Genomic DNA, 14,176 nt, shown 5'->3' with positions numbered 1-14,176 from the left:
TCAACTCCGAGAAAAATATGAAGTATTTCCTATCCCTGTTTCTCCTTTTATTCGCACTGTCGCCCTTGGCTAACGCAAATGAAAAAACCATCATTATGGGCTACAAAGCGATTGCTAAACCGCCTTTGATTGGTAGCAACGGGGATAACTCAGGTCTTTATTTAGATCTATTTCAAAAAGCAGCTGAACGTATCGGCTATGAGCTAGTTGTTGTCAGAATCCCAAAAAAACGACTTCACTTTGAACTCGCTAGGGGGACTGTAGATTTCTACCCTGGCTCCTCTTTTTCTCAAAAGAGAACGGGTTATCTGTTCTATTTACCAAACGGTCTACAAACGAAAGAGGTTCTAATAACCCTAGATAACCAAGCTGAAATTGAATCAATGGATGAAATTGAAGGCCGGCTGATTGTTGAACTTTCAAGTAGCAAACTCGAATGGGACCAAATCTACCCCAAGCTAACAATCTCGAAAATGGGCAAGCTATCTATGGAAAAAGTAATAGAAGCGCTCAACACAGGTAGAGGTGACTTCTACATTGCGGATATAGAGATAGTAGATCATTACCAAAAACTGAATGACATAGAAAAATATGAAGACATCGGTATTAAAATTCACCCTAATGCGATCAATCAAACCTTTATACCGATGAACATGGGATTTTCTCGTAAGTCAAAGCTCTTTTCAGAATACCCAAACCCCAGTTTTTCCCCTGACGCAGATATAAGCATTGAGAACTTTTATACCATAGTGGACCAAAATTCAGTTGCTTATCAGTTTTACCAAGCATTAGATCAGCTTAAACAAGAAGGGTACACACAAAATCTATATGACCAGTACTTTAAGAAAGTTCAGGAAGTAAAGTAGTGAGTTAATCTGCATGTACTTTAGAAAAATTCAAATATAAAGCCCCCCCCTTAATAGCTTTTGGGAAATGAATGGCCATAAACTAAGTTTCGTTGATGACCATGTATGAAACCAAAGTAAGAAAGAAATAGATAAATTTACTAAAAATAACTCTGGTTAAAAGTGACTACTTGCCCCTAGGCCATTTGAGTTTTTTAAGTATTTCGATACTTTTATCGGTTATTTCATCGCAATTTCCTGTCATATAGGCCATCGTAATAGCCCCTTCTTGCATAATACAAATTGCATCCAAAAGATCAGGATTACCCTTTCCTAAATACTTCTGGATTAAATTTCTAACCTCTTGTTTGTGGTAACCGCAGTATTGAGAAATTTCACATTCAGCATCACTGAATTCGGCTGATGTATTAATGAAAAAGCAACCTCGAAAATCTCCTAGTTCTGCTTCCAAGCCCTTAAACCAACCATTTAATGCATTAAACACAGCTTCAATTACATCTGTTTCAGATTGAGTAGCAACCAGCTTTTTCTCTAACCAGGCCATAAAGTTGTCATGCCTCTGCTCTAAGGCTGCCAACACCAATGCATCTTTACTTTCGAAATGATTATAAAGGGTACGTTTAGCAACCCCTGACGACTTTAAAATTTCATTTATACCGATGGAGTTAATGCCATTTTTGTAAAAAAGCTTTAACGCAGTATCAATCAGTAACTGCCTCTTTTGACTCATTGTTATCTCCTATCAAAGCCATTTTATCTTGGCAAAAGTAGTACGTTTTGTCTACTTCTAACAAAAAACACCAACTGAGTTTATGCGTCTAGCTCAAATGGTTCTTCTACTTTTTGAAAATTAATTTATAAAAAACGATTGACACAAGTAGACCGATTTGTCTATTTTATTAAGTAGACAAACCGTTCTACCAATTTAGGGAGGGATTTATGAATCAGGTTGTTTCAACTCTATTCTGCGGATTTAACTTATCTTCAGTCAGCACGTTATCTAAATTTGTTAAATCTCGGCTAAACAAGGCAATGACCTTCAGCTTGATATGTAGTGCCTTAATCTCCCCTATTGCAAAAGCAGAATTTCGTAAATCAGTACCCCAACCAAGTTTTGGAGCATCAACTCCATTTACAGGACTGCTAGCGGCTTACTGTTTGCCTGTTCGTCCTAACCTTCTCTCAAAACCCAACATTCAGTTAGAACCAGAATTCGTCGAGGTTCATTTAATGCTGATAGAGGAAAACCAAATGAAATTTACAAAAACACTGAAAATGGCTGCTACAGCGGGCGCACTATTAATGAGCAGTATGAGCTTTGCTCAAGCAATCAATATTGGAACCAACGATTTAGCGATCAAAGGTTACGATCCAGTTGCGTATTTCACACAAAACCAAGCGATTGAAGGCTCAGCTAAATTCACCGCAACGCATGAAGGAGCGATCTATCGTTTCAGTAATGAATCAAACCGCGATCTATTTAAAGCAAATGCAGCTAAATACGCTCCACAATTTGGTGGTTACTGTGCAATGGGTGTAGCACTTAACAAGAAGCTAGACGTGGACCCAAGTGCTTTCTATATCAAGGACCACAAGCTTTACCTCAATTTAAATAAAGATGTGCAGAAAAAATGGCTGACTGATATCCCTGGTCACCTCAAAACTGCAGATCGCATTTGGCGTGGCATTGAAGACTTAACAATCGCTCAAGCAAACGCAGAAGATTAATTAACACTGCCCCGTATTTACATGAGTTCAAAGGAACAGGAGAAAACCAAAATGAACAATAAACAACATGTAGCAACAACCGCTCTAGCAGTCGCTCTTTCAACCATTGCGACCCTTCCCTCTGCTCACGCTGCAGGTAAAGAAAAGTGCTACGGCGTTGCACTTGCGGGCCAAAATGATTGTGGCAATTTAGCCGGCACACATTCGTGTGCAGGCCAGTCCAAAACCGATAACGACCCAGGTGAATGGAAACTTGTCGCTAAAGGTACGTGTAAAGAGATGGGAGGCCTATTGAAAGCTGAAGCTAAAAAACGTTACGCCGAACAGCAAAAATCGTAATGAAATACACTCATTAGGAGAAAAAAGATGTCCTGCCTCTACACGGATAAATTTACCAAAGAAACCTGTAAAGCTATGGTCGGAGTCGGTTTACGCCACCAGCATTATAAGGAGGCATTACTCGGAACATCGTCCATTGATTTTGTAGAACTGCATGCCGAAAACTTCTTTGCCGAAGGCGGCATTATCCCTGAACTATTAAACGATATTGCTCAACAGTATCCAATTAGTTTGCACTCTACATCGATGGGTCTAGGTTCAGCAATTGGGATAAACAGAGAGTATCTGCTGCGCTTAAAGCGCCTGTCACAGCAGATTCACCCCATTTTAATCTCTGATCACGCTTGCTTTACTTGGAGCCACTTAAATGGGAAATCAGTGCACGCAGGAGATCTTTTACCGCTTGAGTTTACGCAAGCAAGCCTAAAGGTTATGGCGGATAATATTGATCAAGTACAACAACTACTCGGTCGGCAAATCCTAGTAGAAAACTTGTCCGCATATATTACTTTTCCACATTCACAAATGAGCGAAACGGAATTTCTCTCACAATTAGTACACTTGACCGGTTGTGGGCTGTTATTGGATCTGAATAACTTACTTGTTAATGCCCATAATTTCAGTGAACACCCCGCTTTAACTAATGCTGAAGACTGGATAGATCAAATTCCCATAAACGCCGTAGGTGAAATTCACCTAGCAGGCTATGCCTCGATTAAGCAAGGTGAATTGATCATTGATGATCATAGCCAGCCCGTATCAGACGAATGTTGGGCGTTATACCAAAGCACATTGCAATTAACAGGTCCGGTTACGACCCTTATTGAATGGGATAACGATCTACCCTCCTGGCATGCACTATTAACACAAGCAGAATACGCAAAATCAATCATGCAAAATATCACTCTTCCAAAAGAGGAGTTTGCCCATGCCATCTGAACGCACTGCTTTAGATAACCGCCAAGCAGCACTTATCAATATGATATTCAGCGGCATTCAGTCTTCCACCGTACATCCATTCCACCCTGAGGAACAAGGAATTCAAATCTATAGAAACAACCTATTAATTACCGCAACCAGAGCCCTGTGTATGAACTATCCAGTAATTGAAAAAATGCTTGGACCTAAGACCATGGGGCTTTTAACTCAGCAGCTTCTAGAGATAGAACTACCTAACAGCGGTGACTGGGCGGACTTTGGTAAAAGCTTACCAGCTCTAATAAATAAAGGCCCTTTGCATCAAGAACATCCTTATTTGGAAACAACCGCAAAGCTTGAATGGCATTTAAAGCAAGCGGCAAGAAGCACAGTAACAAATCTTGATATTGCTTCACTTTCTCACCTCTCCGACACCGATTTAGGCGCTGTTTATATCCAACTAGGAGAAAATATAAACCTGCTTACAAGTGCCATTAGACTTGATGAGCTTTGGCGACTCCATCAGCCAGGCAGAAATAAAGACTTACTTAACAGTGAAAACCTATTAACTGTTCTCATACCTCAAGATAAACCGTACTGGTTTGTGATCTACCAAAAAGACCATCTTCCCTGCATCAAATCAATCTCTGAAGCAGAGTATCGATGGTTCTCAGCCATACAATCTGGCCACAGCCTTTCTGATCTTCTAGAGCAATTCCATCAGTTTGACTTTAGCCAATGGTTATCTGAAGCCATTGAACAACAATGGCTAAAAAAACTCAGCAAACGATAAGATAAGGAGCTCACAATGATTCACTGGATTAGAAGCACATACCATAATTATTTAGACCACGAAAAAGTACTTAATAAAGCTCATATAGTGGCATCTATATTTTCTCGGTTTTACATAGCCCAAGTATTTTTCAATGCAGGTTTAACCAAAATACAGGATTGGGACACTACGCTATTTCTTTTTGAAGAGGAGTATCAAGTACCTTTCCTATCATTTGAACTAGCTGCTGTTCTTGGAACCATGAGCGAGCTAATTCTTCCCGTATTATTATTTACTGGATTATTAACGCGCTTTTCTGCCGTAGGGCTATTCATTGTCAATTATGTAGCTGTTATCAGCCTCATCGAAATAGCGGCAGCGGCTCTTTATTTGCACTACATTTGGGGCCTTCTTCTAACTCACATCATCATTTACGGTTCCGGCCCTATTGCACTCGATAATGTGGTCCGAAAAATAAATCCGAAAATGCACATGAATAAAGAAATACTCACCTAGAACGAACTAGGCACAGAGGAAGTAAAAATTCATGCTTCCTCTTATATCCCTACCCAGAACTAAACCATTACACAGGTAAAAAAATTATGCCGCTAGACAGTAGGAGTAACTTTAAAAGTGTAGCCCCTTTCGACAACAGTAAGCTGGCTATAATGACTCCAAATCAACAACAAAGACTACGGGATTTACAAATAAATGTTGGGCAAAAATTAGTAATTAAAAACGGTTTGGAGATCATCGTTTCTTTCAGTACAAATGGCTGGCGCCACTTTAGAAATGCTGATGATGTAAAGCACAGCTATTCTTTTATGACCGATCTAGAGTTAGTCGAAAAGCTAAAAGAAAAATACGGTAATTCACTCTCTATTTTTGAATACCCAAGGAATGAAAGACCGACACTCGCCGAGGTTTATAAATAGTCTGTAATCTCTCTTTGTTAGGGCTACCTATGTATCTACTCGAACCTGATTTCGGCCTTCTGACTTCGCAACATATAAGGCCTTATCAGCTCGGCATAAAAACGCTTGGCTATCCTCACCCGAAATATATTCTGCAACACCAAAACTTGCTGTAATCACTAAATTCGGTTCACCTTCGTATTCTCCTATATCCAGTCTGATCTTTTCTGCTAGAACTGTAGCTCCTTGTTGATCAGAGTGAGGGCAGATAATAAGGAACTCCTCCCCACCCCAACGACCGACAATATCACTAGCACGTACTCCCTTTTTAATTAAATGAGCGGTAGCAACAATGACATCATCACCTGTTTTATGGCCGTAGGTATCATTAATCATTTTGAAATGATCTAAATCACACATAATGATAGATAAAGGTTTTTGATAGCGTTTCACTCGTTCTATCTCCAAAAGCATTGCATCATCAAGCTTTCTTCGATTATGTAAACCTGTAAGTTGATCAGTTACTGCCAACTTACTAATCTCATCCGTCGCCTCTAGAATCCTTTCTCTCATACGTCTAAATTCTAGAAAAAGCTCACCGATTTCATCATCCCTTACCAACTCAGGGGAGAGATCACTTCTTGCCTTTTCTAAATTAGAAAAACTTTTCAGCCTCTCTTCAAGCATTCGAATCGGATTCAAAACTAACCACCACAGCACGGCCATTGTACTGAAAGTCACGAAGGCAGAAATAATAAGAACCAAACCCGCTATACGTCCCACATACATTCTTAATTCTTCATCAATAAACCCTACATCTAAGCGCATTGTGATCAGGCGATTGCCAACTTCTGGAACAATCAACTGCCATTGAATATCTAGCCTCTTATACTCTCTATGGAAATGACTTTTACGGCCTGATGAAAAATTGGAGGCTAAAGCCATGCCCTCCAAATCACCTACGTTAATCATTGGCTGTCCATTTTCTTCTAGTTTAAAGCCCAGAATATTATCCGTGGAGAGGGAATGATTTAGGGACTTAACAGACCGAAGATCTAAAGGGATGGTGCTTCGACTGAAAAGGTTCATAACCAATAAGTTAGCCAATTGTTCCTGTTTATAAGCCAGCTCATTTTCACGTTTAAGGTAAGAAGGAATGAGAACCAATATTTCAATAATGACAAGAGAGAGAAAAACAAAGAAGGCAATTTTTCGAGCCAATTTAGATCGTAAAGCAGCTACTACTAAGGAGACTTCAAACCTATTCCTTTCCATTAACAAGCACCCTCTGGAGAAACTCAGAAATGGGGATTACGAACAAATAATATTTAGGCTATTTAGTATAGCCTATAGGGAACAACGCTAAACCAAATTAACCATGAACAGGGTTATCCCCTCCCCTAAGTTTTTGTCTACCTGTTTCGCTCCAACAACGTTAAAAATCCTAAAGCTTAACCAAAAATTGATCTATTTCAGCTTAGTTACATTTGCACCTCACAACAGTACGCAGTGATGCATTGGCTAGGCTAAAGTTAGATCAGCAAGAACCTAGTCGCTAGTTAATCTGAACTGGTACAACATTGATGAAGCAAAGTATAAAAACCATCACGGTTAAGAAAATCTTAGTGTTAGCGTTTTCTTTCTTGGTCTGTACGTTGATTATTATTGGAGTTAATTTTCAGGAATTAATTAATTCCACTATGCGTGATAAAGGCATATCCATCGCTCAATCAATTGAGAACACATTAACTCAACATATGCGTGATGGGTCTTTTGAAATGAAAGAGGAGATTGTCTATACAGCAAATTCCTTACCGGGTATCGAGGATCTCAAAATCGTTCGAACCCCCAAAATGAATTACCAGTTTAGCCTGCCTACACAAAATGACTTACTCTCAATTCCAAGAATCCAACAAACGTTTGATAGCAAAGAGATCTATCTAGAACTCCCTAATCCATTTGAAGAACCTGCTTTAATTAAAATCTCTTACCCCTACTTGGCAACAGCTAAACACGGCTTGAACTGCGTAACCTGTCACGATGCCGAGCACGATGATGTGCTCGCTGTTTTAGATTTTAAAGTGGACACCACTCAATATCGTTGGATGTCTGCAACCTACCTTTACACGCTCATGGCTTTTTACCTATTAACCTTGATAGGCGTCGCACGTCTTTTGTTCTGGGTCCTCGATAAAAACGTGACCGCACCATTACGCTGGTTAGTTAAACAAACCAAAGAGAGCTACGAACAGCATGTCAGCATCGATACACAAAGAATAGAAGCCTTAGAACTCGATTATTTTGCAAACAAAGTAAATGAATTTAATGAACTCGTTTTAAAACGAAACCAAGAACTTGAAGAAATAAACGAGGAGATAATTCTCACACAAAAAGAAATTATTTTAGCCATGGGTAACACCTGTGAAACTCGTTGCCAAGAAACAGCAAGCCACGTAATACGTGTTGCAGCGGTAAGTGCTTTGATCGCAAATAAAGCTGGATTACCACAAGAAGAATGTGAAACGATACAAACTACAGCCCCTATACATGATATTGGCAAAGTCGGTATACCTGACGAAATTTTAAAGAAACCGGGCAAATTCACGCCTGAAGAATACAAAATCATGCAAACCCACTGTCAGATAGGTTTCGATATATTTCGCCATTCAGAACGGCCGTTATTAAAAACAGCTAGTATAATTGCGCTTCAGCACCATGAACGCTGGGATGGTAAAGGCTATCCGCAAGGTCTCAAAGGCGAAGATATTCATATCTACGGAAGAATAGTCGCTATCGCTGACGTCTTCGATGCACTGATATCACCACGTTGTTACAAAACGCCTTGGAGCCCTGAAAAGGTATTCGACTATTTCAAGGAAAAAGCGGGAAGTCAGTTCGATCCTAAACTAACCCAACTTTTACTCGATAATTTCGAGCAAGCACATCAAGTCGTCCTGAAATACCATGAATAGTATTCCCTAAATGATATAACCATAGTTAAACCGGTTATCAATTATTCCGAGGTGAACGAACGCAACAGTTCATGGTAGTTTGGGGCAGACGAAATACTGTTATGCCCTGCAGTTTCAAACTTGTAGAACGACGCTACGCCATCGGTAAAGCTACCAAATAATTTCATCGAACTTGCTTCAGAGATCACAGTATCTCTACCTGCAAGGAGAATAGCTGTACTCGCTTTTACCTTAGGTGCATATTGCCAAGATAAGTATTTATCTTTTAATAACAGCGACACAGGAATGCCCCAATAACGCTCACTCGCTACATCCTCAATACTGCTATAAGGCGTTATCAAAATTAACTGCTGAACTGTTTTTTCAGCTGCTAATCGAGTAGCGATACCCGTTCCCAAACTTCGCCCCATCAGTACAATTTCAGCGTTATCTTTAGCCACTTGTTGGTACAAAGCCAGTGCGTCTTGATAGATTGCTTCTTCTCGCGGAGTTCCATCACTACCATAGCCTCGATAATGCATTAGGTATAATGAGTGTTCTGGAAAAGTTTGCTTAAACTTGGCTAAGCGTTGCGATACATCTTCAGCATTTCCACCGAAATAGATAAGAGCTTTACCTGTGTTTCTTGCTTGAATGGTAACTACCGTATTGCCTACTTCAGTAGGGATCAACAGGGTATGCTCTTTACTATTTACTTTACGTTCTTGTGGAAAATACAGGAGGCTGTCTTGATTAAAATAGAGAAAGGCGCAAAGCAATAGGTAGCCAAAGCCACCTAAAAATATAAATTTTAAGACTGTTTTTTTCATAGTCAAAAATTCGCAATGCGCCCTTAAAAACTTAAGTAAGCTTATTCAACCAGCAACACTTCAATACGACGGTTTTTAGCGCGCCCCTCAACAGTGTTGTTATCCGCAACAGGCTGTTGATCAGCAAACGCTCGAGCCTGTAGACGCTCTTCAGCAACACCGAGTTCAACAAGCTTATGCAATACACTCAATGCTCTTGCAGAAGAAAGCTCCCAGTTGGTTGGGTACTTAGCCGTTAAAGCGCCTTTCACCTGAACATTGTCAGTATGGCCGGCAACAACAATTTTATTCTGATCTTGTTTAATCGCAGCTGCCAATTTTTCGATCAATGCGATACCTTCTTTGGAAAGCTCGCTACTGCCTGATGCAAATAGCACTTGAGAACCCAAAGTAAGCTTAACCCCAGCAGTTGTTTGAGCAACCTCTACGCCTTCCAATTCCTGTTTCAGGTTAGTGAAAGACTTTTGGCTTTTATGACGATATTGCAGCTCAAACACAAGATCATTTACAGAGTCAGCATAGAAGGCAAGACTGTTGTTTCTTTGTACCCACTGCCCTTCACGGTTGGCTTTGTGGCTCACAACCTCCAAGTTTTGCGGCATCACAAACACCATAGCAACCTTATCAAAACCACCGGTATTCCATTTACCGAAGCGGCCTTTCTTATTCTTGGTTTTACCATCCCAATTGCTGATTTGGAAAGTTCCGTTAGCATCCAGAATTAACTGTTTTTCATCCCGGAAATTACCCATTTTCATGAGCGCAAAATCACCACCACTGAAAGTGATAATGTTATGAGAAGGTTTTTTATTAGTATTCCAACGGTACTCTTTAGGGAAAATATACAGGTAATCAGCTAATGCTTTTTCCTCTGTACCGTCATCATCCTCTTGCTTCTTTAACCACAGATTGTAGCTACTATAACGCGTTCGCGTGGTGGTATAGCTAACATAATCTTCGCCGTTTTCTTGAATAAAATAGATTACTTCTGATACCCCAGCAGCCTGCACCTGCATAGCCATTAATGCGCTAGACATTAGAATCAGTAGTCGCTTAAAGACATTACACATGAAAAAATCCTTTACGGTGTTATCATCGATGAAGCAGGGATAGTACCCTATTTGCTCTTGAGCATAAGTATATTTTTCATACAATTAACTCATTAACTAACAATTTCTATGACCAATGTATTTCTCTCTTTAATATCAGTTCTTGTTAATTTATTTCTGCTATTTATCTACTTCTATTTATTAAACTTCCCTGCCAACTTTATTTTAAGTGCACTTAGTATTGGTTTAGCCCTAGCTAATATTTACTATCTCATGACAGTAAAATTTAAAGAGGTATTCTGCGAATATATACGGGCTTTTAAAGCTCCCTCTCAGGTATATAACTACTCCGTCCAACTAACAAAACCTGAAAATTCCGCGTTACGCTGCTTTGAATGGAAGCCTTTGCCCGACAATAACTTTTTCACGACTCTTTCTACAGCCAACAACAGTTTTATCACTAAGCGCGTATTTGCAGATCGGGTAAATTCATTGAATATCATAGGCTTAGTAATTATTACCACTGCAATAATTCTTCCTTTTGTTTTAACAGACATCAGCACTATAGATTCAAATGAGGTCGTTTCTATCTTGGGTTTGGCTGCTCTCGCTGGAACCGCTATCTATCTAGCCTATGCTGAGCTACGTCCCAAGCAGCAGTTTCATATCAACAACACCGGCATTTATAAATCCAGCAATTCAAATTTACTCCCTGACAAGCTACAAGCTTCTAACCCAGAAATTCAGTGCCTTCAGGTCATTTCTCACCCCTGTAAAAACAGCCGTTTAGTAATTTATTACCAATTAAATGCTATTAAACATGGTGGTCAAAGAATTCTTTTGTTAGAAAATCAAAGTCGGTCAACTATCGAAGAAGCATCTAAAAAATTATCAGAACTACTGAGTTGCGAAGTAGTAAAACTTAAATAACCCTTTTTACTAAAACGAAAAAAAGGAGATCACAGCGATCTCCCGAAACACGCTAAGAAGAACCTTAGCCTGAGGTGGGGATGAATAAAAATACCCGCCAGTTAACCCGCTCTACTTGAGGGAGATAGAGCGAGTTTCAGTTTTAACCGGTCATGCTGATGCAAAGCGATGTGACATCATCAACACGACCGACTGGCAGCAAAACCCTGGCGGGTAAAACTGTTTAGCTATTACAGAGTTGAGCTTGGCCCAAACACTTCGTAATGAAGCTGCTCTTCGGGAACATTTAAGCCTGTTAGCTGTTGATGGATAGCATGCATAAATGGCAGTGGTCCACAGAAGAAGAAATCAGCATCTAATGAGCAATATTGCTTAATTTTGTCAGCGGTAATATAGCCATGATGATCATAATCTTTACCCTTCTCGGCACCGTAGATATCTTCATAGAAAGTAGCAGTAGAAAGATTCGACAGATCATTTTTCAGCATGTTGATATGTCCACCAAATGCATGCACATCTTTGGAACGGGTACCGTGCAACCAGCTAATTTTTCGAGAATCTCGTTTTAAAATAAGCTCATTAAGCATGCCTAATACGGGCGTGATACCCACACCTCCGCTAATCAGTACAACAGGCCTGTTATTGTCTTTTACAAAGAACTCGCCACCAGGCATATGAACAGGAACGATATCCCCCTCTTCGACCTTGCTATGTAGATGATTAGAAACCAAACCATCTGGCGTATTTTCATCACCACTAGTTTCTGCTTTTACCGAAATTCGATACACATCTTCACTATGTGCATCAGATAAGCTGTACTGGCGGATCTCGGTAAAATCTAGATCGGGATCCTTGATTTTCACGCTGATAAACTGACCCGCTTTATATTTAGGTAATGGTTTTTCATCTAGAGGCGCTAAATAGAAAGAAGTAATTTCACTACTTTCTTTTACCTTCTTCACTACACTAAAGTCTTTAAATCCTAACCAGCCTTGGTTCTCTTGCGAGCTGTCATACAGATTAGCTTCCGCCCCGATTAAGATACTGGCTAATAACTCATAGGCCTCAGCCCAAGCGTCGATCACTTCATTCGTGGCGATATCCTCACCTAACACTTCTCGAATCGCCTTTAGTAGATTTCGACCTACAATCGGATAATGTTCTGGCTGCACATCCAAACTAAAGTGTTTAGCCGCAATACGATGAACTTCTGGCCCAATGGCTTCCAATTTATCAATATGCGCTGCATACGAAAGAATCGATGATGCTAGCGTTGATTGCTGGCGACCGTTGGCTTGGCTCACCATGTTAAAGACATTTTTAAGCTCCGGGTTCTCTTCAAATAAAAGACCATAAAAGTGCTTGGTCAGATCCGTACCTACTTCTTGAATAAGCGGAACAGTTGATTTCACGATGGCTATTGATGTTGGGTTCACAACTAATACCTCTTTGCCGTCTCTTTAAATGTATTTTTAATACATCTTATAGACGGATCATTAAGATGTAAATACAATACATGTTATGAATTTCAGGAAGACTTCAGTATTTATAGATAAAAATCTTTTAAATCATAAAGTTAACCTGATTATTTTTTTAACTTTAATAGTTCAAATACCCTAAACACCTAAAGGCAAAGACTAACAAGGAACTAATTGATCTACGGATGGAGCAGAAATCTCTTGCTTGAAAGAACATCATATTAACGAAGAGGATAGATTCTTGAATAACGTCGACTGGGTTAAACCCACCCTTATAAGATCATCCATCATTGCCATTGTTGTAGGCACGCTACTCAACCTAATTAATCAGGGCGATCAGTTTTTTGCTGGATACTATGTTAATTGGCTCAAAGTGAGCCTGACCTACTGCGTTCCCTTCTCGGTATCGCTATTTAGCAGCTGGTTAATCATCCGTAGTCGGCCAGAACCAAAACCTTGCCCAGAAGTAATAAACCATCAACGCTTAGTTGGGAATGAACTGAACTCATTAACCGACTTTGCCCAAAAAGTGCTAAGCAACGCGACTAAAGTAAATAAAGCCTCCACTGAGCGGCTGGCATTTTTACAGTCACTCTCCACCAGCATTAATTCCTCTATAAAAGAATTAAACGGTATAGGCCAAACCCTAGAAGGGAGTGAAAATGACCTTGGGGGAATTCAATCTAATTTCGGAAAACTGATGGACCAAACCTCTCTACTCGGTAACGAAATCCATCAATTTTCCGATGCCTCGCAATTGCTTAAACATGAGATCGCGCAATTTTTAGCGTCCTTTGAAGGTATTTCCTCGCTAGCGTCTGCAATTACAACCACCTCAGAGCAAACTAACCTACTTGCCCTGAATGCAGCTATTGAAGCTGCGCGAGCAGGAGAAGCAGGTAAAGGCTTTGCCGTAGTAGCTGATGAAGTAAAAGCACTGGCACAGCATTCGCGCGAAAATGCACAGGATATCGATCAGAATCTAGAAAACCTGAAACAACATGAGATCCGTCTTAAAACTCAACTAGAACTGATCGAGCGCACAGTGAACAACTCACTAAACACCGTGAGTAAAGGTACAGAGAATGGCATGTCTTCTTTAACCGATGAAACGCTATCTAAAATCGATACGTTATTCAGCCATATTCAAGCAATCAATGAACGCACCTCAGAAGAACTAGAAAACTTCCAAGAGATCTCTCAACAATTTGAAGCAGTGATAGGCGATGCACAAAAAGCGATTGATGGCTCAGCAGCCAACATTATATTTGGGGCAACGATGGTGGATCTGAGTTCTACGATGTCATCTAAGCTCAAGATCGCTTAGATTGAAAGATAACTTAATCTGACAGCGCACACAGGGGTGAGCTACTGTCAGATTAAATTGGGGAGTTAATCAGC

At 40.0% G+C, this 14,176-nt stretch carries 15 protein-coding genes; 10 read left to right on the top strand and 5 right to left on the bottom strand.

Going from position 1 to position 14,176, the window contains the following annotated elements; all coding sequences use genetic code 11:
• The first annotated feature begins 65 nt into the window (after positions 1 to 65).
• Complete coding sequence (locus ACMXYX_RS05460; RefSeq protein WP_415883925.1) at positions 66 to 866, top strand: substrate-binding periplasmic protein; 801 nt, start codon at positions 66 to 68, stop codon at positions 864 to 866.
• A 166-nt stretch (positions 867 to 1,032) separates the two neighbouring features.
• Here ACMXYX_RS05460 and ACMXYX_RS05455 read toward each other — a convergent pair whose 3' ends face one another.
• Positions 1,033 to 1,596, bottom strand: a complete 564-nt coding sequence (locus ACMXYX_RS05455; protein ID WP_415883924.1) for a TetR/AcrR family transcriptional regulator — start codon at positions 1,594 to 1,596, stop codon at positions 1,033 to 1,035.
• A 521-nt stretch (positions 1,597 to 2,117) separates the two neighbouring features.
• Here ACMXYX_RS05455 and ACMXYX_RS05450 point away from each other — a divergent pair.
• From ACMXYX_RS05450 to ACMXYX_RS05425, 6 genes are all read left to right on the top strand, one after another.
• Positions 2,118 to 2,594 carry a YHS domain-containing (seleno)protein gene (locus ACMXYX_RS05450; protein ID WP_415883923.1) on the top strand — a complete coding sequence of 159 codons (477 nt, stop codon included), beginning with the start codon at positions 2,118 to 2,120 and terminating at the stop codon, positions 2,592 to 2,594.
• Positions 2,595 to 2,645: 51 nt separating this feature from the next.
• Positions 2,646 to 2,933, top strand: a complete 288-nt coding sequence (locus ACMXYX_RS05445) for a DUF2282 domain-containing protein (RefSeq protein ID WP_415883922.1) — start codon at positions 2,646 to 2,648, stop codon at positions 2,931 to 2,933.
• A gap of 27 nt (positions 2,934 to 2,960) precedes the next feature.
• Positions 2,961 to 3,872, top strand: coding sequence for a DUF692 domain-containing protein (locus ACMXYX_RS05440; protein ID WP_415906613.1), 912 nt, complete (start codon positions 2,961 to 2,963; stop codon positions 3,870 to 3,872).
• Positions 3,862 to 4,644 carry a putative DNA-binding domain-containing protein gene (locus ACMXYX_RS05435; RefSeq protein ID WP_415906612.1) on the top strand — a complete coding sequence of 261 codons (783 nt, stop codon included), beginning with the start codon at positions 3,862 to 3,864 and terminating at the stop codon, positions 4,642 to 4,644. Before ACMXYX_RS05440 ends, ACMXYX_RS05435 begins: the two co-directional genes overlap by 11 nt.
• 15 nt (positions 4,645 to 4,659) lie before the next feature.
• Complete coding sequence (locus ACMXYX_RS05430) at positions 4,660 to 5,139, top strand: DoxX family protein (RefSeq protein WP_415906611.1); 480 nt, start codon at positions 4,660 to 4,662, stop codon at positions 5,137 to 5,139.
• 152 nt (positions 5,140 to 5,291) lie between these two features.
• A complete protein-coding gene (locus tag ACMXYX_RS05425) occupies positions 5,292 to 5,558 on the top strand; it encodes a hypothetical protein (RefSeq protein WP_415906610.1) in 267 nt (88 codons plus the stop codon).
• Between the two features lie 27 nt (positions 5,559 to 5,585).
• Here the strand turns inward: ACMXYX_RS05425 and ACMXYX_RS05420 are convergent, their stop codons facing one another.
• Positions 5,586 to 6,812, bottom strand: a complete 1,227-nt coding sequence (locus tag ACMXYX_RS05420) for a diguanylate cyclase (RefSeq protein ID WP_415883917.1) — start codon at positions 6,810 to 6,812, stop codon at positions 5,586 to 5,588.
• Positions 6,813 to 7,120: 308 nt separating this feature from the next.
• On the opposite strand from ACMXYX_RS05420, the gene ACMXYX_RS05415 reads away from it, so the two are divergent.
• Positions 7,121 to 8,509 (top strand): HD-GYP domain-containing protein, encoded by a 1,389-nt coding sequence (locus ACMXYX_RS05415; protein ID WP_415883916.1) that lies wholly within the window; start codon positions 7,121 to 7,123, stop codon positions 8,507 to 8,509.
• Between the two features lie 41 nt (positions 8,510 to 8,550).
• On the opposite strand, the gene ACMXYX_RS05410 is transcribed toward ACMXYX_RS05415, so the two are convergent.
• Positions 8,551 to 9,318: an alpha/beta hydrolase gene (locus tag ACMXYX_RS05410; RefSeq protein WP_415897841.1), complete on the bottom strand. Its 768-nt coding sequence runs from the start codon at positions 9,316 to 9,318 to the stop codon at positions 8,551 to 8,553.
• Positions 9,319 to 9,359: 41 nt separating this feature from the next.
• The gene (locus tag ACMXYX_RS05405) at positions 9,360 to 10,388 is read right to left on the bottom strand and encodes a flagellar motor protein MotB (protein WP_415883914.1); all 1,029 of its coding nucleotides are present in this window, start codon (positions 10,386 to 10,388) and stop codon (positions 9,360 to 9,362) included.
• A 108-nt stretch (positions 10,389 to 10,496) separates the two neighbouring features.
• On the opposite strand from ACMXYX_RS05405, the gene ACMXYX_RS05400 reads away from it, so the two are divergent.
• Positions 10,497 to 11,297 (top strand): hypothetical protein, encoded by an 801-nt coding sequence (locus ACMXYX_RS05400; protein WP_415883913.1) that lies wholly within the window; start codon positions 10,497 to 10,499, stop codon positions 11,295 to 11,297.
• Positions 11,298 to 11,527: 230 nt separating this feature from the next.
• On the opposite strand, the gene hmpA is transcribed toward ACMXYX_RS05400, so the two are convergent.
• Positions 11,528 to 12,733, bottom strand: a complete 1,206-nt coding sequence (gene hmpA / locus ACMXYX_RS05395) for an NO-inducible flavohemoprotein (RefSeq protein ID WP_415906609.1) — start codon at positions 12,731 to 12,733, stop codon at positions 11,528 to 11,530.
• Positions 12,734 to 13,016: 283 nt separating this feature from the next.
• Between hmpA and nrtS the strand changes: the two genes are divergently transcribed.
• Positions 13,017 to 14,102, top strand: coding sequence for a nitrate/nitrite transporter NrtS (gene nrtS, locus ACMXYX_RS05390; RefSeq protein ID WP_415906608.1), 1,086 nt, complete (start codon positions 13,017 to 13,019; stop codon positions 14,100 to 14,102).
• Positions 14,103 to 14,176: the final 74 nt, after the last annotated feature.

The organism is Neptuniibacter sp. QD72_48, from assembly GCF_047778065.1.
Taxonomy (GTDB): domain Bacteria; phylum Pseudomonadota; class Gammaproteobacteria; order Pseudomonadales; family Balneatricaceae; genus Neptuniibacter.
This window is presented reverse-complemented; position numbering and strand designations above follow the sequence as displayed.